At 68.6% G+C, this 21,520-nt stretch carries 20 protein-coding genes; 12 read left to right on the forward strand and 8 right to left on the reverse strand.

The features are described from left to right. Nucleotides 1-42: 42 nt before the first annotated feature. Nucleotides 43-1,281, forward strand: a complete 1,239-nt coding sequence (locus ACFQSB_RS06395) for an SGNH/GDSL hydrolase family protein (RefSeq protein ID WP_380824884.1) — start codon at nucleotides 43-45, stop codon at nucleotides 1,279-1,281. 68 nt (nucleotides 1,282-1,349) lie between these two features. Here the strand turns inward: ACFQSB_RS06395 and ACFQSB_RS06400 are convergent, their stop codons facing one another. The 4 genes from ACFQSB_RS06400 to ACFQSB_RS06415 form a co-directional block, all read right to left on the reverse strand. Beyond that, a complete protein-coding gene (locus tag ACFQSB_RS06400; protein ID WP_380824886.1) occupies nucleotides 1,350-2,987 on the reverse strand; it encodes an ArnT family glycosyltransferase in 1,638 nt (545 codons plus the stop codon). 303 nt (nucleotides 2,988-3,290) lie between these two features. Continuing rightward, nucleotides 3,291-4,643, reverse strand: a complete 1,353-nt coding sequence (locus ACFQSB_RS06405; RefSeq protein WP_380824887.1) for a nitrilase-related carbon-nitrogen hydrolase — start codon at nucleotides 4,641-4,643, stop codon at nucleotides 3,291-3,293. Between the two features lie 36 nt (nucleotides 4,644-4,679). Then, a complete protein-coding gene (locus ACFQSB_RS06410; protein ID WP_354921994.1) occupies nucleotides 4,680-5,366 on the reverse strand; it encodes a response regulator transcription factor in 687 nt (228 codons plus the stop codon). A gap of 5 nt (nucleotides 5,367-5,371) precedes the next feature. Beyond that, nucleotides 5,372-6,487, reverse strand: a complete 1,116-nt coding sequence (locus tag ACFQSB_RS06415; protein ID WP_380824890.1) for a sensor histidine kinase — start codon at nucleotides 6,485-6,487, stop codon at nucleotides 5,372-5,374. Between the two features lie 120 nt (nucleotides 6,488-6,607). On the opposite strand from ACFQSB_RS06415, the gene ACFQSB_RS06420 reads away from it, so the two are divergent. Beyond that, nucleotides 6,608-7,687: a hypothetical protein gene (locus ACFQSB_RS06420; RefSeq protein ID WP_380824891.1), complete on the forward strand. Its 1,080-nt coding sequence runs from the start codon at nucleotides 6,608-6,610 to the stop codon at nucleotides 7,685-7,687. A 39-nt stretch (nucleotides 7,688-7,726) separates the two neighbouring features. On the opposite strand, the gene ACFQSB_RS06425 is transcribed toward ACFQSB_RS06420, so the two are convergent. Beyond that, nucleotides 7,727-8,134 (reverse strand): DUF6010 family protein, encoded by a 408-nt coding sequence (locus ACFQSB_RS06425; RefSeq protein WP_380824892.1) that lies wholly within the window; start codon nucleotides 8,132-8,134, stop codon nucleotides 7,727-7,729. Nucleotides 8,135-8,428: 294 nt separating this feature from the next. On the opposite strand from ACFQSB_RS06425, the gene ACFQSB_RS06430 reads away from it, so the two are divergent. Both ACFQSB_RS06430 and ACFQSB_RS06435 read left to right on the forward strand, forming a co-directional pair. After that, on the forward strand, nucleotides 8,429-9,367 hold the full coding sequence (locus tag ACFQSB_RS06430; protein WP_380824893.1) for a GlxA family transcriptional regulator: 939 nt from the start codon (nucleotides 8,429-8,431) through the stop codon (nucleotides 9,365-9,367). Between the two features lie 101 nt (nucleotides 9,368-9,468). After that, nucleotides 9,469-10,119 (forward strand): uridine kinase family protein, encoded by a 651-nt coding sequence (locus ACFQSB_RS06435; protein WP_380824894.1) that lies wholly within the window; start codon nucleotides 9,469-9,471, stop codon nucleotides 10,117-10,119. Nucleotides 10,120-10,137: 18 nt separating this feature from the next. Here the strand turns inward: ACFQSB_RS06435 and ACFQSB_RS06440 are convergent, their stop codons facing one another. Further along, nucleotides 10,138-10,611, reverse strand: a complete 474-nt coding sequence (locus ACFQSB_RS06440; RefSeq protein ID WP_380824895.1) for a DUF5990 family protein — start codon at nucleotides 10,609-10,611, stop codon at nucleotides 10,138-10,140. 282 nt (nucleotides 10,612-10,893) lie between these two features. Further along, nucleotides 10,894-11,463 carry a TetR/AcrR family transcriptional regulator gene (locus ACFQSB_RS06445; protein WP_380824896.1) on the reverse strand — a complete coding sequence of 190 codons (570 nt, stop codon included), beginning with the start codon at nucleotides 11,461-11,463 and terminating at the stop codon, nucleotides 10,894-10,896. A gap of 103 nt (nucleotides 11,464-11,566) precedes the next feature. Here ACFQSB_RS06445 and ACFQSB_RS06450 point away from each other — a divergent pair, with 103 nt between their 5' ends. The 3 genes from ACFQSB_RS06450 to ACFQSB_RS06460 all read left to right on the forward strand — a co-directional run bounded on the left by ACFQSB_RS06450 (nucleotide 11,567) and on the right by ACFQSB_RS06460 (nucleotide 14,335). Continuing rightward, nucleotides 11,567-12,433 (forward strand): NmrA/HSCARG family protein, encoded by an 867-nt coding sequence (locus ACFQSB_RS06450; RefSeq protein WP_380824897.1) that lies wholly within the window; start codon nucleotides 11,567-11,569, stop codon nucleotides 12,431-12,433. Nucleotides 12,434-12,496: 63 nt separating this feature from the next. After that, complete coding sequence (locus ACFQSB_RS06455) at nucleotides 12,497-13,411, forward strand: alcohol dehydrogenase catalytic domain-containing protein (protein ID WP_380824898.1); 915 nt, start codon at nucleotides 12,497-12,499, stop codon at nucleotides 13,409-13,411. A 495-nt stretch (nucleotides 13,412-13,906) separates the two neighbouring features. Then, on the forward strand, nucleotides 13,907-14,335 hold the full coding sequence (locus ACFQSB_RS06460) for an HIT family protein (RefSeq protein WP_380824899.1): 429 nt from the start codon (nucleotides 13,907-13,909) through the stop codon (nucleotides 14,333-14,335). A 290-nt stretch (nucleotides 14,336-14,625) separates the two neighbouring features. Here ACFQSB_RS06460 and ACFQSB_RS06465 read toward each other — a convergent pair whose 3' ends face one another. Then, a complete protein-coding gene (locus ACFQSB_RS06465; protein ID WP_380824900.1) occupies nucleotides 14,626-15,036 on the reverse strand; it encodes a VOC family protein in 411 nt (136 codons plus the stop codon). Nucleotides 15,037-16,314: 1,278 nt separating this feature from the next. On the opposite strand from ACFQSB_RS06465, the gene ACFQSB_RS06470 reads away from it, so the two are divergent. The 5 genes from ACFQSB_RS06470 to ACFQSB_RS06490 all read left to right on the forward strand — a co-directional run bounded on the left by ACFQSB_RS06470 (nucleotide 16,315) and on the right by ACFQSB_RS06490 (nucleotide 21,477). Further along, the gene (locus ACFQSB_RS06470; protein WP_380824901.1) at nucleotides 16,315-17,928 is read left to right on the forward strand and encodes a SpoIIE family protein phosphatase; all 1,614 of its coding nucleotides are present in this window, start codon (nucleotides 16,315-16,317) and stop codon (nucleotides 17,926-17,928) included. A 284-nt stretch (nucleotides 17,929-18,212) separates the two neighbouring features. Next, on the forward strand, nucleotides 18,213-18,575 hold the full coding sequence (locus ACFQSB_RS06475) for a hypothetical protein (RefSeq protein WP_380824902.1): 363 nt from the start codon (nucleotides 18,213-18,215) through the stop codon (nucleotides 18,573-18,575). Nucleotides 18,576-18,661: 86 nt separating this feature from the next. Further along, complete coding sequence (locus ACFQSB_RS06480; RefSeq protein ID WP_380824903.1) at nucleotides 18,662-19,123, forward strand: DUF4279 domain-containing protein; 462 nt, start codon at nucleotides 18,662-18,664, stop codon at nucleotides 19,121-19,123. Between the two features lie 604 nt (nucleotides 19,124-19,727). After that, on the forward strand, nucleotides 19,728-20,366 hold the full coding sequence (locus tag ACFQSB_RS06485) for a hypothetical protein (RefSeq protein ID WP_380824904.1): 639 nt from the start codon (nucleotides 19,728-19,730) through the stop codon (nucleotides 20,364-20,366). A gap of 31 nt (nucleotides 20,367-20,397) precedes the next feature. Beyond that, nucleotides 20,398-21,477 carry a tyrosine-type recombinase/integrase gene (locus ACFQSB_RS06490; protein ID WP_380824905.1) on the forward strand — a complete coding sequence of 360 codons (1,080 nt, stop codon included), beginning with the start codon at nucleotides 20,398-20,400 and terminating at the stop codon, nucleotides 21,475-21,477. The last annotated feature ends 43 nt before the right edge of the window (nucleotides 21,478-21,520 follow it).

Below are 21,520 nucleotides of genomic sequence, written 5' to 3' on the forward strand. Positions count from 1 at the left end.
TGGTTTAATGGGAAATGGGGAGTTGTGAGGGTTCTCCGGCGTGTGGCAGCCATGGCCGCGCTCCTGATCGGCACGGTCGGCATCCAGGTGATCAATGGCGGAACGGCGCAGGCGGCTCTGCCCACCGCCGCCGTCGCGCTCGGTGACAGCTTCATCAGCGGGGAGGGCGCGGGGAACTACCAGCCCGTCGCCGACGCCTCCGGGACGGCACAGGGCTTCCCCGGCTGGTCGGCCGCCAACAGCAACGCCTACTTCTGTCACCGGTCGGCGAACGCCTCGCTGTTCAAGGCGTCACTCTCCGGCATCCAGGACCGCTTCAACCTCGCGTGCTCCGGAGGACAGCCCGCCGACATCGCCAACCCCGGAAGCGCCCGCGCCAAGGGCCGTTCCGTCGCCTCGCAACTCGACCAGTTGCGCGCCGTCGCCCAGACCCACGACATCGACGTCGTCCTCATCGGCCTCGGCTCCAACAACAGCCAGTTCACCTTCGGCGACGTGGCGGAGCTGTGCGCCAACCGCTTCATCGCCGACGCCTGGACGGGCTGGTGGGAGTTCTGGGCCTACCTGAACGGCGACGTGCCGCAGGAGCCCTGCACCGTCTCGGACCTGGCCACCGACGCCGAGGTCGCCGCCGCGACCACCGAGACCACCGCCGCCCTGCGCCAGATCCTCACCACCCTCGACCAGGTCGACGCCGACGGCGTCCACCAGGTGGTCCTGCAGACCTACACCAACCCGCTGCCGCTCGACGTGGCCTCGCAGTACTGGGACGAGGACGACCGCACCGACACCCGCGACAAGTTCCGCGCCCTCGGCGCCGAGCGGTACGCCGCCGGCTGCCCGATCCACCGCGCGAGCCTCGCCCCCGGGCACGTGTTCTCCCAGAACCTCGCCTCCCTGGTCAAGAACGCCTACACCACGCTGGCCGCCGAGCGCCCGGCGGCCGACCTGCGCGTGCTGGACGTCCAGAAGGCCTTCGACGGGGCCCGGCTCTGCGAGAACCCCGGCAGCCCCACCGGCGCGCTCGCCACGCCGCTCCGGGTGCAGGACGGGCCGTCCGGCACGCCCGTCACCAGCCTGTCCGGCTGGGACAAGATCGGCATCCAGCGGCTGGCGAACACCTGCGTCACCTACTTCCAGACCTGCCAGGAGTCGTGGCACCCCAACGCCGCGGGCCACGTGGTCCTCGGCCAGTGCCTGACCGGCGCCCTCACCGCCGCCGCCCCCCGCACGGTCGTCACCTGCGCCCGCAACTCCAACGGCACGCTCACCATCTCCTGACGTCCCCTCGACGGCGCGCGTCCCCTCTGCGGGGGCGCGCGCCGTCCTGCACCCGGCGTGCCGGGGCTCTAGTCCGAGGTCCTCGTCCAGACCTGGTAGGAGCCGTCGCCGAAGGTCGTGGAGAACGGCAGCTCCGCGGACAGGCGGTACCTGCCGCTGCTCGGCAGGGCCTTCGCGATGGCCGGGTCGAACTTCGAGACTCCGGGTTTCTGCAGCACCACCAGGTCGTAGCGGCCGTCGCCGATGGCCGCCGTGTAGGCGTCCGCATCGGTGTGCTCGACGCCCTCGGCGTCGGTGTAGCCGAGGTGGTAGGTGCCCGTCCACTGGCTCCAGTCGGTGACGTCCTGGAAGTAGTAGGTGGGCACCTGCGCGATGTCCGCCAGGTACCGGCCCTCGCCGTTCACCCGCGGACGGAGCAGGTCGACGAGCCGCGTCGAGTCCGGCCAGGTCGCATAGCGCCACTGCGACTGCGCCACGCCTGAGGAGAAGGCGAACCCGATGATCCCCAGGCCGATCGCGGCGCGGACGACGAGGAGGGCGATCGGTGTGCGGCGGAACGACGGGCCGACGATCGTGGACAGACCCACCCCGGCCAGCGGGGCGAAGAAGAACAGGCCGAACCCGACGTGCTTGTGCAGGGACACGGAGGTCGACAGATGGATCTGGTAGGCCGGGGCCAGCAGGCCCGTCCCGCAGAGCAGCAGGCCCAGCGTCGCGCGCCACACCCTGCCCGGCACCTCGCCGGCGGCCTTGCGGCCCGCGGAGGCGACCTCGCCGACCCGGCCGCGCCACACGTACGACAGCGCCCCCAGGCACGCCAGGACGAAGGCCAACCCCATCCACTCGACGGACACATCGACCAGCGAGCTCGCGGAGTTGGTGCCGTGAGGCCGGGAGGTGGTGGTGAACCGGATGCCCGCCAGGATGGAACTGCCGTACAGCACGGCACCACCGATGGCTCCCACGGCGCCCGACAGCAGCACCCCGCGCCAGAGCGCGCGGACGCCCTGATGGGGCCAGGCGACAATAACGGCCAGTACGACCACCGTGGGGATGAACAGGCCGGCGGCGTACTTGGTGCAGAAGGCGAGGACCAGGACCGGCGCGGCGAACAGGACCGCGAACGGGCCGGCCCGGGCGGTGCGCACCACGAGCCACGCGGCGAAGGCCAGCAGGAACAGGGCCGCGGAGTCGAAGGTCGCGAACCAGCCCAGCACGATCGTCGACTGGGAGGCCGCGAAGACGACGGCCGCGAACAGGCCCACGCGCTCGCTGAACAGACGGCGGGTCAGCGAATAGAGCAGGCCCGTGCAGCCGAGCATGAACACAAGGCTCAGGGCGCGTGCCCCGGTCAGGCCGCCCACGACGTCCATGGCCCCCGCGAGCAGGGGATACAGCATGGGGGAACCAGAGAATGTGCTGCTGTACGAGGGGTTCACCGCGGCCCCGTGGAGGAGGTGGGCGAACTCCATGCGGCCGGCGTAGATGTACAGCGCCTCGTCCATGAAGGCGGAGTTGTGCAGCCGCGTCGACAGCAGTGCCTGCACGACCATGACCAGGGCGAGGACGGCCCGGTGCGGCCACGTGCGCCCGCGACCACCCCGAGCGGACGCCTCTGCCGGGGCGACCTCGGGCACACCGCCGCCGAGCGGCGCCCTCATGCCTTCCGGCACGCGCGAGGCCTCCCGGACCGGCGAACGGGTCACCGAAAGTTCCTCCCTGGACCGCCGCGGGGGAGTAGTCCCTCCGGCGCCGAAGGCCGGGCCGGTGATCTCAGGCTCCATCAGGGTGCCCTGTCTCCATCAACGGGTGCTCCATGGTGAGTCCGGCGAGCGTGCGTGGCCGCGGAACGGAAGCCCGGCCGCCTGCCGAGGGCGATCTCCCGGTCAGGTCCGGTCCTTCATTCCTGCCCTCGAAAGGTAGCCGAACCGGACGAAGCCGACGACATCGCGCCGCGCCACGCCGGTCAGGATGCGGCCGGTACATGGAGGGCTTGCCGGCCCGCACACCTAGCTCGGCGTCGACAGGCTCATCACGGTGTCGCCGGCCGGGTTCTCGCTCACCGAGCCGGAGGGTTTCGTACGGGTCAGCGCACCGAGCGCGAGCAGCAGCAACCCTGCCGAGGCCCATGCGGCCCAGTCCCCCAGGGCGGTGTAGAGGGTGGCCGAGCCCTGCCGGGGCAGGGCGGCCGTGACCGTGGTCATGCCGGTCATGCCTGTCTTGGCGCTGTGGCCTTCGGCCAGGATCCGGCCGCGGTCGTCGCTGACCGTCAGCAGTCCCTCGCGCGCGGCGCGGGCCACCGCCAGGCCGTTCTCCACGCCGCGCACCACCGCCATGCGGCTGTGCAGCCACGCGTCCTGGTCGAAGTCCCAGGCCGGCGCGAGCAGGGCGGCGGCGCCGGCCTTGCCGTACTGCCTGACCAGGCCGGGGAAGTCCAGGTCCTTGCAGATGATGAGGCCGAGCCGATGACCGTCGAGGAAGGCCAGGCCGGTGCCGGGCCGGAACCTGCCCTCCACTCCCGGGATCATGTGGTGCTTGTCGTAGCGCACGCCGGAGGGGTAGCTCACCGCGCTGTTGGTCTCCATGGCGATCCCCGCGACCACCTCCACGCCCGGGCGGGCGAACGGCAGGTCGGCGGTCCTGAAGACCTTCTCGGGCAGCACCACGACCTCCGCGCCGTGGGCCGCCGCGTCGTCCACCGCCTCGCCGTACCGGTGGAGGACATCCTGGGAATCGTCCGTCGCGACCAGTGCGACCTTCCGTCCTGCGGTGTCGGCGGGCGTCGCGAGCCGGAGGAGACCATGGCCGAGCGTGAGCGCGACCAGCACACCCGAGACCACCGCCGCGCGTGGCCGCAGGACCGCGATGGAGGCGGGCACGAACAGCAGGAGGAAGGTGATGCCCCAGACCCCGGTGACCGAGGCGGTCTGCAGCACGGGCAGGAGGTCGGCCTGCGTGTACGCCAGGCTCCACCAGGCCCCGTGCGGTCCGGCGAGGTTCATGACGTACTCGGTGGTGACCCAGACGGCCGGTAGGGCCGACGCCGCCAGCAGCCCCCGGCCGCGCACGAGCAGGGTGCGGAAGAGCAGCACGCCCGCGCCGTAGCAGAGCGCGGGGCCGGCGATGAGGGCGGCGGCCAGCGCGGGCGGCATTTCCAGGGATCCGGTGAAATACGGCCACATCTGCGCCTGACCGGCGAGCCAGACGAGCGTCCCGGCGGCGAAAGCCGTGCCCCTCCCCGCCTGGCGAGCCAGGAACAGGACAGGGAGCGGCGCGAGCCAGGTGAGCCACCAGACGGGGTGGAGACCGGTGCCGAAGTGCATGAGGACCGCGGAGGCGAGGGTGAGGAGGATGCGTCGCATGCCGACGATCGTGCTTTCCCCCACCCCGCGGGCGCGTCACTCGCGGGTGTGATCTCCGTCGTCACTCCTGCCGGGGACCACCAGCCCGGACTCGTAGGCGAGCACCACGGCTTGGACCCGGTCCCGCAGGTCGAGCTTGGTGAGCATGCGGCTGACGTGCGTCTTGACCGTGTGCTCGGTGACCACGAGCGCGGCGGCGATCTCCGCGTTCGACAGGCCCTGCGCGACCAGCTTCAGCGTCTCGCGCTCGCGTTCGGTCAGTGCGCCGAGCCTGGCCGTCAGCCGGGGGGCGACGCCGTGGGCGGGCCGGCGCACCAGGTCCTCCAGCAGCCTCCTGGTCGCCGCCGGAGCCAGCAGGGCCTCACCCGAGGCGACGGTGCGCACGGCGTGAGCCAGTTCGTCGCGCCGGATGTCCTTCAGCAGGAAGCCGCTCGCTCCCGCCCGGACCGCGTCGTAGACGTACTCGTCGAGGTCGAACATGGTCAACACCAGGACCTTGGCGGCGGTGGTGGCGCAGATCCGCCTGGTCGCCTCGATGCCGTTCATTCCCGGCATGCGCACGTCCATCAGGACCACGTCCGGCCGGAGCCGCCTGGCCGCGGCGACCGCCTCCGCACCGTCGGCGGCCTCACCGACCACCTCCATGTCCGGCTGCGCCCCGAGGATCAGCCCGAACCCCGCGCGGAAGAGATCCTGATCGTCGGCGATGAGCACCCGTAACATGCCGGCTATCCAAGCGGAAATTCGGCCGTCACCACGAATCCCCCGTTCCGCCCCGCCTCGGCCCTGAGCGTCCCGCCGCATGCCGCCGCCCGTTCTCGCATCCCGGCCAGCCCGTACCCGCCGCGCTCACCCGGCCCTCGCCCGTCGTCGGCGATCTCCACCGTCAGGCGCTCCCCCCACGTCAGAGCCAGGCGGACGGAACGCGTACCGGCGTGTTTGCGCACGTTGGTGAGCGCCTCCTGGACGATGCGGTACACGGCGGCCTCAACGCTCTCCGCCACGGGGCGCGGGGTGCCGGCGGTCGTGCTCACCACGTCCAGGCCGCTGCGGTCGAGCATCGCGGGAAGGTTGGCCAGACGTGGCTGGAACAGGGACTCGCCCGGCCGCTCGTCGGCGTGGCCGCACACCGGTCCGCCGCCCTCGCCCGGGGTCCGCAGCGCGGTGAGCACCCCCCGGAGCTCGGCCAGCGCACCCCTTCCCATGTCGGCGATCGCATCGAACACCGCCTCGGCCTTGTCCGGAGCGCTGCGCATCACCACCGGACCGGTTTCGGCCTGGACCACCATCAGCCCCACGGAATGGGTGATGATGTCATGCATATCGCGCGCGATCCGGGTGCGTTCCTCGGCCGCCGCCGCGATGTGCTCCTGCTCCTGCCGCCGGGCCCGCTCGGTCAGCTCGGCGGCCCGCGAGCGGCTCGCCCTGACGCTGGTGCCCAGCGCGTAGGCGGCCACGAAGGCGGTCCCCACCAGCCGGTAGGTCTCGTCGTTCTCCCCGGGCAGCACCAACGAGGCGCCCACCGCCACCACGATCAGCGGAATCGCCGCCAGCCTCTTCCACCTGGGGCTCAGGTCGGCGATCGTGTAGACGGCCAGCAGCGGCCCGAAGGGCAGCAACGGCTTCTCCCATGTCACCAGCACCGACATCGCCGCGCCGACCACCACCGCGACCGCCATTGGCGCCCGCCTGCGCCACCCCACCGGCGCCGACGCCAGCAGCCCCAGCCCGATGATCCACCAGGGATTGGGCGCGGGCAGCAGAAGCGGGATCACCGTGGCCAGGACCACGCCCACCGCGAGCGCCCCGTCAACGGCTCCCTCGGTCCGGCCCGCTGCGAACATCCGCCCATTATCTGGATTCCTCCGCCCGCCGCCCTCACTCTCAGGAGTGAAATGCGGCAGCGAAGCCGTCACCGATCGCCGAAGTTGCCGACCTCGGGGCCGGCGGCTTCGATGGACCCCGTGTCCCGTCCGTTCTCCATGCCCGCGCGCCGATATCGACCGGTCGTCCGCACGACTCTCACGGCACTGCTGATCATGATCGCTCCGCTCGCGCTGTCCGGCTGCACCGGGCCGGACGAGCCGCCGTCGCTGCCGCCCGCCGGCGTCTACGAGCACGACGCGGCGGGTGAGGACTCGCGGGCCGAGCCGATCCCGGCCGACGGCACGGCAGGGGCTCTCACTCGGCCGTTGAGCGAGGCCGGTTGGTTCTGTGCGCAGGTCCGAGCCAATGCCGACGGCCGTGCCCTGTGGTGCCGCATCGGGCTCCGCGACGAGGCGGACACGGTCTATCCGCAGGTGGCGCAGTTCCTGCTCGACCGCGACGACCGGTTCGCCTGGGCGTGGTTCCCCTCCCCGCAGGGGAACCACGAGGACGACCAGGTCGCCGAGGCCGCGGCACCGGCGCTGACCGCGATCTGGCCCGAAGCCGGTGACCGCGTGCGGCAGGAGATCGACGACTTCGATCGCGATCTCCATACCCACGGGACGCGGCCGAGCGAGGGCGTCCCTCGGACGGGGTGGTCGGACACGCACGCGGACTACGGCTATGACCGGCACAACGGACTGGTCGTCACCGCCCGGGACACCTCCGTGCGACGCTGGCCGTTCGGCTCAGCGCACTACGCGACCTCGATGAGCTCCGCTGTCGATGATCTCCTGGCCGGTGGTTACGACTGCTTCTACCCACCCCAGCAGAGCTGCGACCGCACCCGGTCGAACGGCTACTTCCGTGTCGCCCTCCGCGGTGACCAGATCGTCTCGGCCTGGTTCGGCATCGGCAGCGTGATCGAGTCGGGGCGGCAACGGCATCTGCTCGGCGAGGAGTTCCCGCATGGCCTCACCTTCCTCGCCGAGGCGGTGCGCGCCCAGGTCACCGAGCGGATCGAACGGTCCCGCCGATCCGGCACCGGCTTCGCCGGCATCGTGGCCGGAACGGTCGTGATCATCGATGCGCGCCGGGGCGCCGTCGACGGAGACGATCTGGTGGCGTACCTCGACATCCAGATCGGCGCACCGCTGGCCGCGACCCTGCCCACCTGACCAGACGAAGGTCGTCGACCGGCATCCTGATCTGGAGCCTCAACCGACGCGGGACCGAACCAGTCGCACCCGGAGCAGGCCGATGACCGAGGGACCGCCCGAGAAGCACCACACGGCGATCACCGGATCGCAGATCGCGCATCCCAGGGAAGAGTGGTCCGCGAACGGGATGATCGGGTTGCCGTGCAGATGGTGCAGCAGATCCCAGCCGGTGTGCAGCAGCCACCCGATGCCGACGAACGTCCACGACTCCAGGCCGCGGTAGGCGCAGTAGGTCATGACGGCCGTGAAGGCGAACTCCCACGGGCCGAAACCGCCGCCGCTGAGGTAGGCGGCCCCGGCTCCGGCCACCATGATCGCGTTGAACCGGCGCCGGTGCGGTTCGCGGATCAGGGACATCAGGCACACGTACCCCACGCCGATCATGATCGGGACGACGACGCTCATCGTCGGGGGGTTTCCTGCCGGCGGCCGCCCGGCACGGCGGAGGCACCCGCGCCGCCGTCCGCACGGCGGGACTCGGAAGCCGTGCCGGCATCGAATCGGACGATCATGAAGGTGTCCGTTCCGTTGAGAGGTGTGGTGGACGTGGTCGAGGCTAACCGGCGACGTCCCGGGCTCCTAGTGGCAGGAATGACAATGTCCAACGGAATATCGCCAACGGCTGGCCGCGTGTGGTGAGCCGACGAAGAGCAGTAAGAGGCCATTGGCGAGAACCCGGTGCAGGCATATGTTCTCGCCATGCACACCGTCGTCGTCCTCGCGCTGGATCAGGTGATCCCCTTCGACCTGTCCACACCCATCGAGGTGTTCACCCGCACCCGACTGCCCGACGGCCGCCCCGCCTACCGGGTGCGGGTCTGCGCCGAGCGGCCCGACGTGGACGCCGGCCTGTTCACCCTGCGCGCCCGGTGGGGACTGGACGCACTCGCGGACGCGGACACGGTCATCGTGCCCGGCACCGCCGACCCCGCCGGACCTCTGCCGCCGGCCGTCCATGACGCGCTCTCCAGGGCCGCCGCCGACGGCACCCGGATCGCCTCCATCTGCTCGGGCACCTTCATCCTCGCCGCCGCCGGACTGCTCGGCGGGCTGCGCGTCACCACTCACTGGCTGGCCGCCGCCCAACTCGCCACCGCCTACCCGGACATCGACGTCGACCCTGACGTGCTCTACGTCGACAACGGGCGGATCCTCACCTCGGCCGGTGCCGCGGCGGGACTGGACCTGTGCCTGCACATGATCCGCCGGGACCATGGCTCCGCCGTCGCCGCCGACGCCGCACGACTGTCGGTCATGCCGCTGGAACGCGAGGGCGGCCAGGCCCAGTTCATCGTGCGGCAGTACCCGCCGACCCCTCGCGGCTCGGCCATCGAACCCCTCCTGCGCTGGATCGAGGACAATCTCGCCCGAGATCTCACCCTCGCCGACATCGCCGTTCACGCAGGCATGAGCACCCGCACCCTGATTCGGCGCTTCCGCGAGCAGACCGGCACCACACCATTGCAGTGGCTCCACCGGGCCCGTGTCCGCCAAGCCCAGCACCTGCTGGAGACCACCCGGCACTCGATGGAACGCATCGCGGCCCAGGCGGGCTTTGGCTCGCCCACCGCCTTCCGCGACCGCTTCAAACGCGTCGTCGGCGTCACCCCCCACGCCTACCGGAGCAGCTTCAGCTGAAGCCCGACCCACGCTCAGACGAGTCGTCGACAATGACACAAGGGTTACGCCGGCCCGTCCGGAGCCCGAACCGTGTCCTCACCTCCACAGACAGGTTGGCGATGCATCTCCACGCAGGCGAGACCGAGGCCGTCGGCTGGCGGGTGGTGACCCTGCTCGACGCCGTCCGGCAGCTCCGGGAGGCATCACCCGACGTCACCGGACGTCCGCGGGTGATCGCGATCGACGGCCGGGGCGGCGCGGGCAAGACGACCCTGGCCGAGCGCCTCCGCAGGACGGTGCCCAACTCCGCCATCGTGCACACCGACGACATCGCCTGGAACCACGCCTACTTCGACTGGGGCGCCGTGCTCGCCGAGAACATCTTGCGGCCCCTGCACCGGGGTGAGGCGGTGGACTTCCGCCCTGATGCCTGGACCCTCCACGACCGGCCCGGATCGATCACCGTCCCCGCCGGTGCCGACTTCGTCTGGGTCGAGGGCACCGGCATCATCCGCGAGGAGCTCGCCCTGTGGCTGGACGCCTCGGTGTGGATGCAGGGTGACCTCGATGAGCAAGAGCGCCTGTTGGTCGCTCGCGACGGTGACTCTCCCGAGCAACAGGAGCACGTGGCGAACTGGCTGCTGGAGGAACTGCCGTTCTTGTTCCGAGAGCGGCCATGGGCCCGAGCCACCATGATCGTCGCGGGCCCTCCGCAGATCGACCACGACCCGGCCACCGAACTGGTCGTCGCCCCGCCGACCAGCCCATAAGACGCCGTAGGCGCCGTGTCAGCCCGCGGGGGTCGACCACTCCACCAGCGGCGGGCGCACCGACGCGCACAACGGCTGACGCTTGACGTCCGTCAACCCCAGCCGCGCCACCAGGGCGCCACCGGCCACGGCCCTCTCCAGCACGTCCGCGGGAATGGCCTCCAGCCACAGCTTCGCCCGCCGGAACATCGAGAACGCTCCGGCCTCATCGACCGTCCCCCACGACAGGTAGACGAACCGGCCGCCCGGTCGGCCTTGCACGAACGGGCCGCGCAGATCCCAACCGGACTCCGTGCGGGTCGCGGTCACCTCCAGCTCCCACACCACCGAGGAGACGTCCGCAGCGGTCACGCCGAGCAGTTCACCGGTACGCTCCCGCCGCTGCACGCCGACATGAATGTTGGAGTAGCCAGGAAACCCCGGTGCAGGTCCACACTCCCGGCCCGGCAGCTCGGATGCCTCGATACATATCAGCACCCCATCATCATGCACGCGATGGGTGACCCCTTGTCACCCTGCTTGATGGCCCACTGATGACCCGAGGATTGGCTCGCGACCTGGTCTTACCCGTACAGCGCCCAACACTCTGCCCACCTGACCGTTCCGGAGTTGGAGTGTTGCGCTGGAGGCGCGGGTTGTACGGTCGCCATCGGGCATGTAACGGGCACGGCACCCGAGGGTGAACCTCTTCCTTGAGTGATCCACCAGCAGGATCACATTGAAGCCACGGCCTGGCGCGCCCTCTCGACAATGCCCAGTCAAGGGTTGCCGTCGCTATCCGTGCGTTGCCAGTCCGTACATCGCCGTGGAGAGCAGGCGTTCGATCAGGTCGGACGGCCCGCCCGGCTGTTGCGCCGCCCACGCCAGGCCGATGGCGAGCGCGATCACCTCGTGGACCGTGACGTCGGCGCGTACCTGCCCGGCTTCCTGGGCGCGTTCCAGCAGCCGTGCGCCGGAGGACTGCATGGCGGCGCAGGACAGGTGCAGTTCGGAGTTCTCGTCGGCCAGCGCCGCCATGATCGATTGGGGTAGTCCCTGGTAGGTGCGAGTGCCGGCGGCCAGGTCGTTCAGCCATGTCAGCAGCGCGTCGTGCGGCGCGTGCGCGGGCGAGGCGAGAAGCTGCTCGGCGCGCTCGCGCAGCGTGTCGAAGTTGCTGTTGAGGATGGCTTCGAGGAGGGCCTCGCGTGTGGGGAAGTGCCGGTAGAGCGTGCCGATCCCGACCTCCGCCCGCCGGGCGACGTCACGCAGAGAGGCATCGGTCCCGTCGGCGGCGAACGCGTCGCGGGCCGCGGCCAGCAGACGTTCGCGGTTACGCCGTACCTCTGCCCGGGATGTGCCGGCCACGTGTGTCTCCTCAGTTTGACCGACGGAGCGGTGCTCCGTATTGTACGACGACAAGTACGGAGCAGTGCTCCGCCATGCTGATCAGCGTACCCATGGAGCACACATGACCACGACCGATCGGACGATCCTCGTCACGGGAGCGACCGGGCAGCAGGGCGGCGCCACCGCCCGGCACCTACTCGCCGATGGCTGGCACGTACGGGCACTGGTCCGGGACCCGCGCGGTGCGGCGGCGACGCTTCTCGCCCGCGCCGGCGCCGACCTGATCACCGGGGACATGGACGATCGGGGCAGCATCGACGCGGCGGTCCGCGGCGCGCACGGCGTGTTCAGCGTCCAGCCCGCTTTCATCGCACCCGACTACGCCGAGAACGAGCTGCAACGTGGGCTGAACGTCGTCGACGCCGCGATGGCCGCAGGCGTCCGGCACCTCGTCTACGCGTCTGTGGCTAGTGCCGATCGGGCCACCGGCATTCCCCACTGGGAGATCAAGTGGAAGATCGAGGAGTACATCCGGGCGCACGGCGTCCCGGCCACGGTGCTGCGCCCGGTCACGTTCATGGAGAACTTCGCCGACCCGACGTACGGCGTCCGCGGTGAGGCTTCGCTCATCCGGGCGTTCCCGGCTGACAGCACGGTCCAGCTCATCGCCCTCGACGACATCGGCGCGTTCGCCGCGCTGGCCTTCGCCTCCCCCGATCCGTTCCGCGGCCGGGTGCTGGAACTGGCCGGCGACGAACTGACGCCGCACCAGATCGCCTCGGCGATCGGCCGGGCGACCGGACACGACGTGGCCGTACCGGTTCCCGCTCGCGGCGGGCCCGGAGGGACGACGTCGTTCTGCGACTGGCAGGCCGACATCCCCGCGCTGCGGACGATCCACCCAGGACTGCTGGACTTCGGCACCTGGCTGTCAAGAGAAGGAAAGGCGCTGCTGGAGAAGCATTACCAGCACGTGGGCCACCGCTGATGAGCCGCCCGTCGGGCTGCGCGTACGACACGAACGATCACACATGGGAAAGGAGTCACCGACATGCGCGCGATCGTCACCGCTCGCCCCGGGTCGGACGATGAAGTGGAACTGGTGGACCTACCCGATCCGCGGCCCGCGGCGGGACAGATTCGCATCAGAATGGCCGGAGCCGCGGTCAACGCGGCCGATCTTCACATCATCGACGCCTCACGCGATGAGGTCAGGGCAGGCGGCCCCGCGCCGCGCCTCGGCCTAGGGCTGGACGTGGCCGGCGTCGTCGACATGGTGGGATCCGGCGTCCACGACCTCGCCGTCGGCACACCGGTCGCGGCGCTCCACTTTCCGCACGCCCCGCACGCCGCCGCGGGAACCGCCGCCGAGTACGTGATCGTCCCCGTCAGCGACGCGGCCCCGGTCCCGAACGGCGTCGAGTTGCTGGACGCTGCCACCGTCCCGCTCAACTCGCTGACCGCCGCGCAGCTGCTCGCCCTGCTCGGCCCCTCCCAGGGCCGGCGGCTGCTGATCACCGGCGCTGCGGGTGGGGTGGGCGGGTACGCGGTGGCTCTGGCAGCACGCGCCGGCTGGAGAGTCACCGCACTTGCCCGCGCGACGGACGACGGCTTCCTGACCAGGGCCGGAGCGGCGGAGACGCGCACAACCCTCGACGGGGCGAGCGGCTTCGACGCAGTGCTGGACACCGCCCTGCTGAACGAGGCGGCCCTGCGGCCGGTCCGCGACCACGGAGCCTACGTGGGGGTCTTCCCCGGCCTCGAACCCACCTCCGAACGCGGCATCACCGTTACCTCTGCGGTGGTGGTCCCCGACGGCGCCCTCCTTCGGGAGATGCTCGCGCTGACCGCGCGGGGAGTCCTGGAACCGCGCCGGGCGGGCACAGTGCCCATGGAGAAGGCCGCGTACGCGTATCGCGCCTTCCGTGACGGCGCACATCGCGGCCGATGGGTGCTCACGAGCTGATACGGGCAGCCTGGCCCGTCAGGTGGCCCGTCACCACCTCATGAGATGCCACGTCCGATGGCTTCGACGGCCGCGAGCTCGTTGACGTAGTCATGCAGATGGGCGGCACCGGGCAGCGGAGGACAAGGGCACCGGCGAGATCAAGACAGGCAAGAACAGCCAGACCGTTTACGAGGTCGTCCTGTCCGCCGAAGACGAGCTCGGCCGGATCGAACTACGCGAACGTCGCTGAACGGCTCGCAAAGTCTGTGCCGGACGGGCTCGCAACATCCGACAATTCCGGGACACGGTCCGACCGTGCCGGGGAGCCGATAGGGAGCTGATGGCCCCTGAAGATCAAACAGTCCAGAAAACAAAAAGGCTCGGGTCCGGAAGTTGCCCGCGACCTGGGCCTTTGAGCATGGAGCGGGTGACGGGAATCGGACCCGCGCTGTCGGCCGATCCACCAGATATCTAGGTGGACGCGCTGGTCCGAAGTGGCCGAGAATCTAGCGGATGAGCTCGTGCCCCTTCTGTCCCATCGGTGCCGGTGACGTAGACAGTGAGCTCGTCGCTTATCGCACCGCCAACGTCTTCGTTCTGCCCATCCCCTGGCAGCGAGCAAAGAACCTTGGTCACTGCCTGGTACTTCCGACTGCGCACGTGACGAGTCTCCATGCTGCCCCTGGTGACCTTTTGGCCGAGCTGTTCGATGTGGTCGCCCAAGTAACCGCTGCCGTTCGGGAGGCGTTTGGAGCACCCGGGAGCATGGTTCTCCAAAACGACAACATCCCAGGCCAGACGCTGTTTCATCTGCACGTCCATGCGATCCCCCGTTCTCCCGGCGACGGATTCATACTCGCGGACCCCGACAAGCTCGAGATTCCCTTCGAAGTTCGAGCGCAGCAGGCTGCGCAACTCCGCAAGGCGCTCACCAGGCGATAGGCCGGCATACCCGAAGAGCTGACGTCTCCGACTCGGTGGAGTTCGATGAGCCGAGGCTGAGAAACGAAGTCCCGGACCGTCGATCGCTCCCAGTCCTGTAAGGAGATCAGCCACCGCCAGGCGATCGTCAGGGTAGTAGTCCAGCGGGGCTAGATCTGGAGATCGCCTTCTCGACGTGCGACCATCGGCTCATGACGCAAGAAGGACGCCCGCGTACTCGGGAAGAGGATCGGTGACCTGGACGATCGTTGGTAGCGGCGCAGTAGGACATACCGGTTTTGAGACGGGCCTTAGTCGCGCTCGGGCCAGATCGGGCCCTGCTCGGTCCAGGTGACGCCCTTGTTGCGGCACAGGCAGAAGGGGTGGCCGATCGGGTCGGTGTAGACCCGCCAGCCGTAGCCGTCGGAGTCGATGCAGTCCTGCTGCAGCGTTGCGCCGAGGTCGAGGACGCGGCGCTGTTCCGACTCGATCTCGTCCACTTCGAAGTCGAGGTGGAACTGCTTGGGGTGCTCGCTGTCGGGCCACCGCGGAGCGCGGTAGTCGTCCACCCGGATGAAGGCCAGCTCGACCTCGCCGAACTTGATGCCGGCCCAGTTCTCGTGGCTGCCTTCCTTGATCGGGTGGCCCGTCACCTCAGAGTAGAAGGCAGCCAGCTTCATCGTGTCCGGGCAGTCGATGATGAAATCGGTGAGTCGCAGCATCCCGCGATCGTGTCACAAGATCTTTTAGGCCAAGCCTCAAGTCAGGATGCCGGGGAACCGGGTGATGTTGCCCCGGTCTTGTGACACCTGAGTGCTCAGGACGATGTGTCCCGGAGGAGTTCAGAAGTGCCGATGTCACGTCCGCCGTACCCTGCGGATTTCCAGCGGCAGATGGTGGAGTTGGTCCGGTTGCGGTGCGAGGTCCGTCGGTTGCGGGAAGAGCGGGAGATCGCCGCGGTTTCCACAACCCCCGCTGCCGCCACTCGACCCTAGGCATGGTCAGCCCCACCGAATACGAACGCCGAGACACCCAGCGATCCCGCTACGGTGCCGCATGGCCGCAAACCCCGACCTGTCCACATAACCGGAGCAACTTCATTCGGAGTGGTCGGCCGACCAGATGCGCGTTGGTGTCTTGCTCCGTGATCGCGTGCAGGGTGTCGGCTGCTCGCCCTGCCCTGCCATACTCCTCGAACCGTAGAGGCTACGGTTGATCGTCTTCACTTTGAGGATCTTGCGCCCCCGCCCCCGCCTTCGCCTTCGCCTTCGCGATGGGCATGCTCGGTCCTCTGGGTGGCGATGAACGCGATCGGCTTCACCGGGGCGTGTTGCCAGGAGGGCGCACACGAAGCGGCAGAGTGTCGCGGACCCGGAAGTGCCGCGTATGGCGGTGAAAGCTAGTGTGGACGTGCATAAGTGGTGACTTGCCCCATTGTCTCGCTTATGTCGGGAGGTGAGGTGGCGGCCCGGAATGTTAGGGCCGAGGGTCACGCCGAGCAGCCGCAGGCGGAGCAGTTCGGCGTTGTGGGAGCCTCGGACGAAGGGCAGTGGAGCGCGCGGACGCTGATGCTGGCTCTCCAGCAGGCGACATCGGGCCTGGGCGGCCTGGGCGCCCTCGTGCACAGGTGCGATTCCGCTACCGGTTTCCTGCGCCTGGCGGCGGTCAGCGGGCTTCTCCTGGAGACCGCCGAGGCGTGGGCGGTTCTTCGCACCGTGCAGGACGTGGCGCCCACACGCGCCGTGCGGTGTAGTGGCTACGTCTGGGTGGGCGGGGACGGCTTGGGGATCGGGGCATCCGGCACGGCGGCATTGCCCCTCCCGGGTGCCGATGGGCCGGTCGGGGTGTTGTCCGTGCTCACGGCAGGGTCCGCCGAGCCGGATGACGAGCAGCGGTCCTTCCTCGGTGCGGTAGCGGCATGGGCCGCTGCACGCCTGGAAGGCTTGCCCGGCACGGCCCCGGGCCTTACTTCGGCGGCCGGGTCCGAGCGGACGGTCCGGATGGGCGAGTTGACCGTGGCGCTCGCCGAGGCCGTCACCACCCGGGACGTCGTACAGGCCGTCGCGGACCATGTCCTGCCTCCGTTCCGGGCCGACGGGCTCGTGGTCTGGCTGATCGAAGGCGGCCGACTGGATGTGGTCGGCGCCACCGGGTATCCCCAGGAATTCCTCAGTCTTGTCGACCGGCTCCCGCTCACCGAAACCACCCCGGTGACCGATGTGTTGGGGACCGGTACTCCCCGGTTCATCGGATCACTCGCGGAGTACGGCCGGCGCTATCCCACGATGAGGCACGTGGCGGAGGCGTCACCGAGGAACGCCTGGGCGTTCCTGCCCATGATCGCCTCCGGGCGGTCCGTCGGCTCGTGTGTGGTGTCGTTCACCCGGGAGCGTGTCTTCAGCGACGAAGAGCGCACCCTGCTGACGGCGTTGAGCGGTCTGGTCGGCCAGGCGCTGGAACGGGCACGGTTGTACGACGTGGAACACGCCCGCGCACAGGAACTGCAGCGCGGCTTGCTTCCCCGAAAGCTTCCCCGTCTCCCCGTCGCCTGCGCCGCCGCGCGCTACCTGCCGGCGGGCCGGGGCGAGGAGGTGGGCGGCGACTGGTACGACCTGATCCCGCTGTCCGGCGACCGGGTCGCCATGGTGATCGGCGACGTCATGGGACACGGCATCACCGAAGCGGCCACCATGGGCCGCCTGCGCACCGCTGTCCGCACCCTCGCCGACCTCGACCTGCCGCCCGACGAACTGATCGGCCACCTCAACGACCTGGTCAGCGACCTCGGTGACGACTTCTACGCCACCTGCCTGTACGCCGTCTTCGATCCCACCACCCGGACCTGTACGTTCTGCATGGCCGGCCATCCCCCACCGGTCATCGTCCACCCCGACGGCACCGTGCTGTGCCCCCACCTGGCCGCCGACCCGCCGCTGGGCGCCGCGGAACCGCCCTTCGAGATCCACGAATTGCACCTGCCTGAGGAGAGCCTGCTGGTGCTCTGCACCGACGGCCTGGTGGAATCCGCCACCCGCGACGTCGACAAGGGCCTGGCCCAGCTCCGCCAGATCCTGGCCCAGGCCGTGCCCCGCATCCCCCACCTCTGGTCAGGACGCCAGGACGACGACGTCGGGCGCCTGGAGGATCTCTGCGACACGGTCGTCTCGGCGCTGCTGCCCGCCCGTGACCAGACCGACGATGACGCCGCCCTGTTCATCGCCCACACCCGCGGCACCGCCGCTGACGATGTCGCCACCTGCAGCCTCCCCGACGATCCCAGAGCAGCCGGACAGGCCCGCGAATATGTCCGCAAACAATTGGCCATCTGGGAACTGGACGATCTCACGGTCACCACCGAACTTCTGGTCAGCGAGCTCGTCGGCAACGTGATCCGGCACGCGAAGGGCCCTATGCGCCTGCGCCTGCTGCGCAGCCGCTCCCTGATCTGCGAGGTCTACGACGGCAGCCTCAGCACCCCGCGCATCCGCCACGCCTCCTACACCGACGAAGGCGGCCGGGGCCTGCAGCTGGTGGCCGCCCTCTCCCGGCGCTGGGGTGCCCGTTACCTCCATGACGGCAAATGCATCTGGACCGAGCAATCCCTCCCCTGCTGACGACAACGCGAAAAGGACCCTCGGGCGGGCTGGACTCTCTTGGTGACTGGTGGGTGAAGCCGAGCCCTGTTCCGGTGTGTCCCGGCTGCGGAACTGCGAGTTCCCATGACTCACCGCTGACCGCCGTCCGATCTGGCACGCGTATCTGGCGCGCGCTCGGATGCTGACATCGTCGTCTAGTCTCCTCGGTGCCGACCCGAAGCGGATTGAGGCGAGGCCGCTCTTGTGCTGCCCCAGTGTCGACCACAATCTTGTTACGGCCAGAGGATCAGAGGAGCGGAGCGTTGATCAGCTTCGACGGAACCTTCTACACGATCGCAGACCCTTTGTTCGAGATGACTATTCCGGCTTGGGAAGGCTATGAGCCGGACACGGCCGACGAGGCGGATGCCACGATCACCTTCCCCGACGGCTCCCGCCGATACGCGACGTTCATGACCTTATCCGTGATCCAGAGGATCATAGATAAGAGCACACGCACCGGCGAATCCCTTGGCGGTCGGTACTTCTGGTGGTCCGACCTGATCATCATCAGGGACGTCGGCTTCGCGGGAATGGCGGCTGCGATTCGTGATCTGGTTGAGTCAGGAGAGATCGAGCGAGCCTGTGGCCTCCTCGACCCACCTGATGAGGCTGGGGAGCGGTGAACGCTCCGAGAGTGGAGCGGGTGACGGGACTCGAACCGCGCTGTCAGCTTGGGAGTCTCGATCGTGCCTGTGTTCAGAGTCGTCCCATGAAGGTCGGTCAGTACGTGTACTTCGCCCTCAAGAGCGAACACATGCCTGCGGAGGAGATGGCCACGCGACTGGGTCTTGAGGCGGACGAGGTCACGATTCGAGCCAGTAAGAGAGTCGAGCCCCCTCGTCCAGCGGTTCACATCTGGCAGATCAATGTACCCAGGTCGAGCCTGCCGGTTGACGACATGATCACAGCTTTGGTCGACCGATTGGAGCCATACGCCTCGGCGATCGGGGCGCTCGCCGACGAACTGGATCGGCATGAGCCCGGACACACCGCTGTCCTGCAAGTGGTCCGCTTCTTCGGTCACGACGACGAGGACTCCGGGGAAGAGCACATGACAGAAGCTCCAACTCGACCCCGGCCGCTGGGCTGGCATCTTGACCGCCGTGTTCTCGACTTCTTGCAGACCACTCGGGCGGAACTCGATGTTGATGAGTACGGGGACACCCTCTGATCTGCCATAGCTCGGCCGAGTGGTTTCACGCGGCGGCGCGTCGCCGGCGGCGGTGCGTTTCGTTAGGTACGGCGGGTGCGCAGTGCGGCTATGGCCCGGGGCACGACGATCATGAAGACGCGTTCGTCTTCGTTGGTGCGAAGGGTGCTGTCCTGCGCCGGCCGACCTCCACCCGTATCTGGGCCAAAGCCCTCAAGGCGGCTAATCTCTCGGGGTTCCACTCCCATCTCTGGCACACGGGCAACAAGTTCGCGGCGCAGTCGGGCGCGACCCTGCGAGAGCTCATGAACCGCATGGGCCACTCGACCACGCGTCCTCTGCTCTACGGTGTGCCGTTACGACGTTCTCTGTTGTGATCGGAGTGGTGAGCATGGGGTTGACGACACCCTCGGAGCCGTTCGATGTAGCGGCGGTCTTCCCTGAACTGGCAGGTCAACGCAGGACCACAGTTCGGCTGCATCCGCGTCGAGGAATGCCGGCCATCACGGACAGCTCCATAGGTGGGCCGTTGTTGTGGCCTGCGGATGAGCCTTGGCCGATCTGCCCCGAGCCGCAGACTCACGACCCTTCAGAAGGGTGGGATCCGCTTCCACTGGTCCCCGTCATGCAGCTCTTCGCTCGAGATGTTCCCGAACTGCCCTTCCCCGATGTCGCTGACATCCTCCAAGTGCTGTGGTGCCCGCTCGATCATGAACCGTACTTCCAGCCTCACACGACTGTGCGTTGGCGGAGGGCGGAAGCGGTCGGCAGTCTCCTCGTCGAGGCCCCCGCGCCAGATCCTGACAGCGACGAATCGTATCTCCCCATGGCTTGCGTGCTGTCGCCGGAGCGGGTGGAAGAGTATCCGGCGGGCTGGGAACTTCCCGCTGAGCTCAGGAATCAGATCTGGGCATACGAGGATGAGTTCCCGAACTCTGACGGCTGGCGCTATTTCTCGCACCTCTCGAGTGCTCCAGGCAGCAAGGTCGGGGGCTGGGTGCGCTGGATCCAGGATCCTGAGCAAGTGGAATGCAGTGAAGGCCATGAGATGGCGCATCTGCTGACGATCGCCAGTCGGGAGTTCGACATCGAGAGTGGGAAGCGTTGGGCTCCCATCGAGGAGCGTTCTCTGCTCGCTCCGCATGCTCCTCTGGAAATACAGGAGCCCACGGATCTCATGATCCAGGATGCTGGATCGCTCTACCTGTTCGTGTGCCTGCGATGCCCCGAGCGCCCGGTGGACTCTCTCAGTCAAGGGTCATGAACATGGCCCGGCATCATGCATACCGCCGCTTGTGCTCGGGCCGCCGTTCAAGGCCGGCCGTCGCGTCGTCGGCATCCCGCAAGCGGTCATTCCGGCGCTCTGGGAGCACCTGGCGACGTTCGTGAAGGCGGAACCTGATGCGCTGGTCTTCTCCGGGATCAAGGGCGGTCCGCTGCGGCGGAGTGGGTTCAACCGACGTGCCTCATGGCGGGAAGCCGTGCGGGCCACAGGGGCGGAAGGTCCTCACGTTCACGATCTCCGGCACACCAGGAACATGATCGCGGCGGAGTCCGGCGCGGGGCTCAAGGATCTGATGGCCAGGATGGGGCACGACAAGGTCAGGGCGGCGATGATCTATCAGCACGCCGTGCGAGGGGCCGACAAGACGATCACGGATGCGATCGACAAGCACATTAGCGGCCAGGACGACGAGGGCGAGGACGGGCCGGCCGGCGTGCTGGGCGCCCGTGGGCTAATTGCATGCCGTCCGTTCTGGCACGCATCTGGGGCACGGACGCCGGCTCTTCCCCTGTCGGTGCCAAAGCATGCTCGTATGGGCTTGACGGCCTCACGCCAACTTCCGAATGATCATCAGATGTTCGACTTCGGGATCAGTGGATACAGACCCGCGTGGTTAAGTGGGAGATCAGCGGTCGTCGCCGCACATGGTCGGAGACTGGCCATGTTGCAAGGACGGAGGCTGACGCGTGCGCTGCTGGTATGGGACCTCGACGAGGATGTTTGGTTCTCTGATGGCTTGGTCCTGCTGGACTTTGAGGGTGAGCAGGTCGAGATCGTCCATCAGAAGTTCGATGAAATCTCGATCACGTGGAATACGGTCGATCCGGCCCTGCCGCTGGACTGGGCGGGGGATGGGCTCCAGTTGGGATGGCGAGGTGGCGTGCCTGACGAGCTGGCGAGATTACAGGGGCAGAGGTTGCAGGCCGTGGAGCTTCTGACGTGGACGGCTGAGGACATGGCGCAAGGGATGATGGCTCTCGGATTCCTGTTCCCGCGCGGCTGCGTAACGATTCACAACGCTCTCGATGAAAACGGCATGGAATTCAGAGACCCTGATCAACGGTACGCCCGCCAGAGGCTCAGCGTGTAGGTGCGTGGTTCACTGGCACGGCTCCTCGCCCCTAAGTTGGAGC

The sequence above is a fragment of the Sphaerisporangium rhizosphaerae genome (genome assembly GCF_042665155.1).
Taxonomy (GTDB): Bacteria; Actinomycetota; Actinomycetes; order Streptosporangiales; family Streptosporangiaceae; genus Sphaerisporangium; species Sphaerisporangium rhizosphaerae.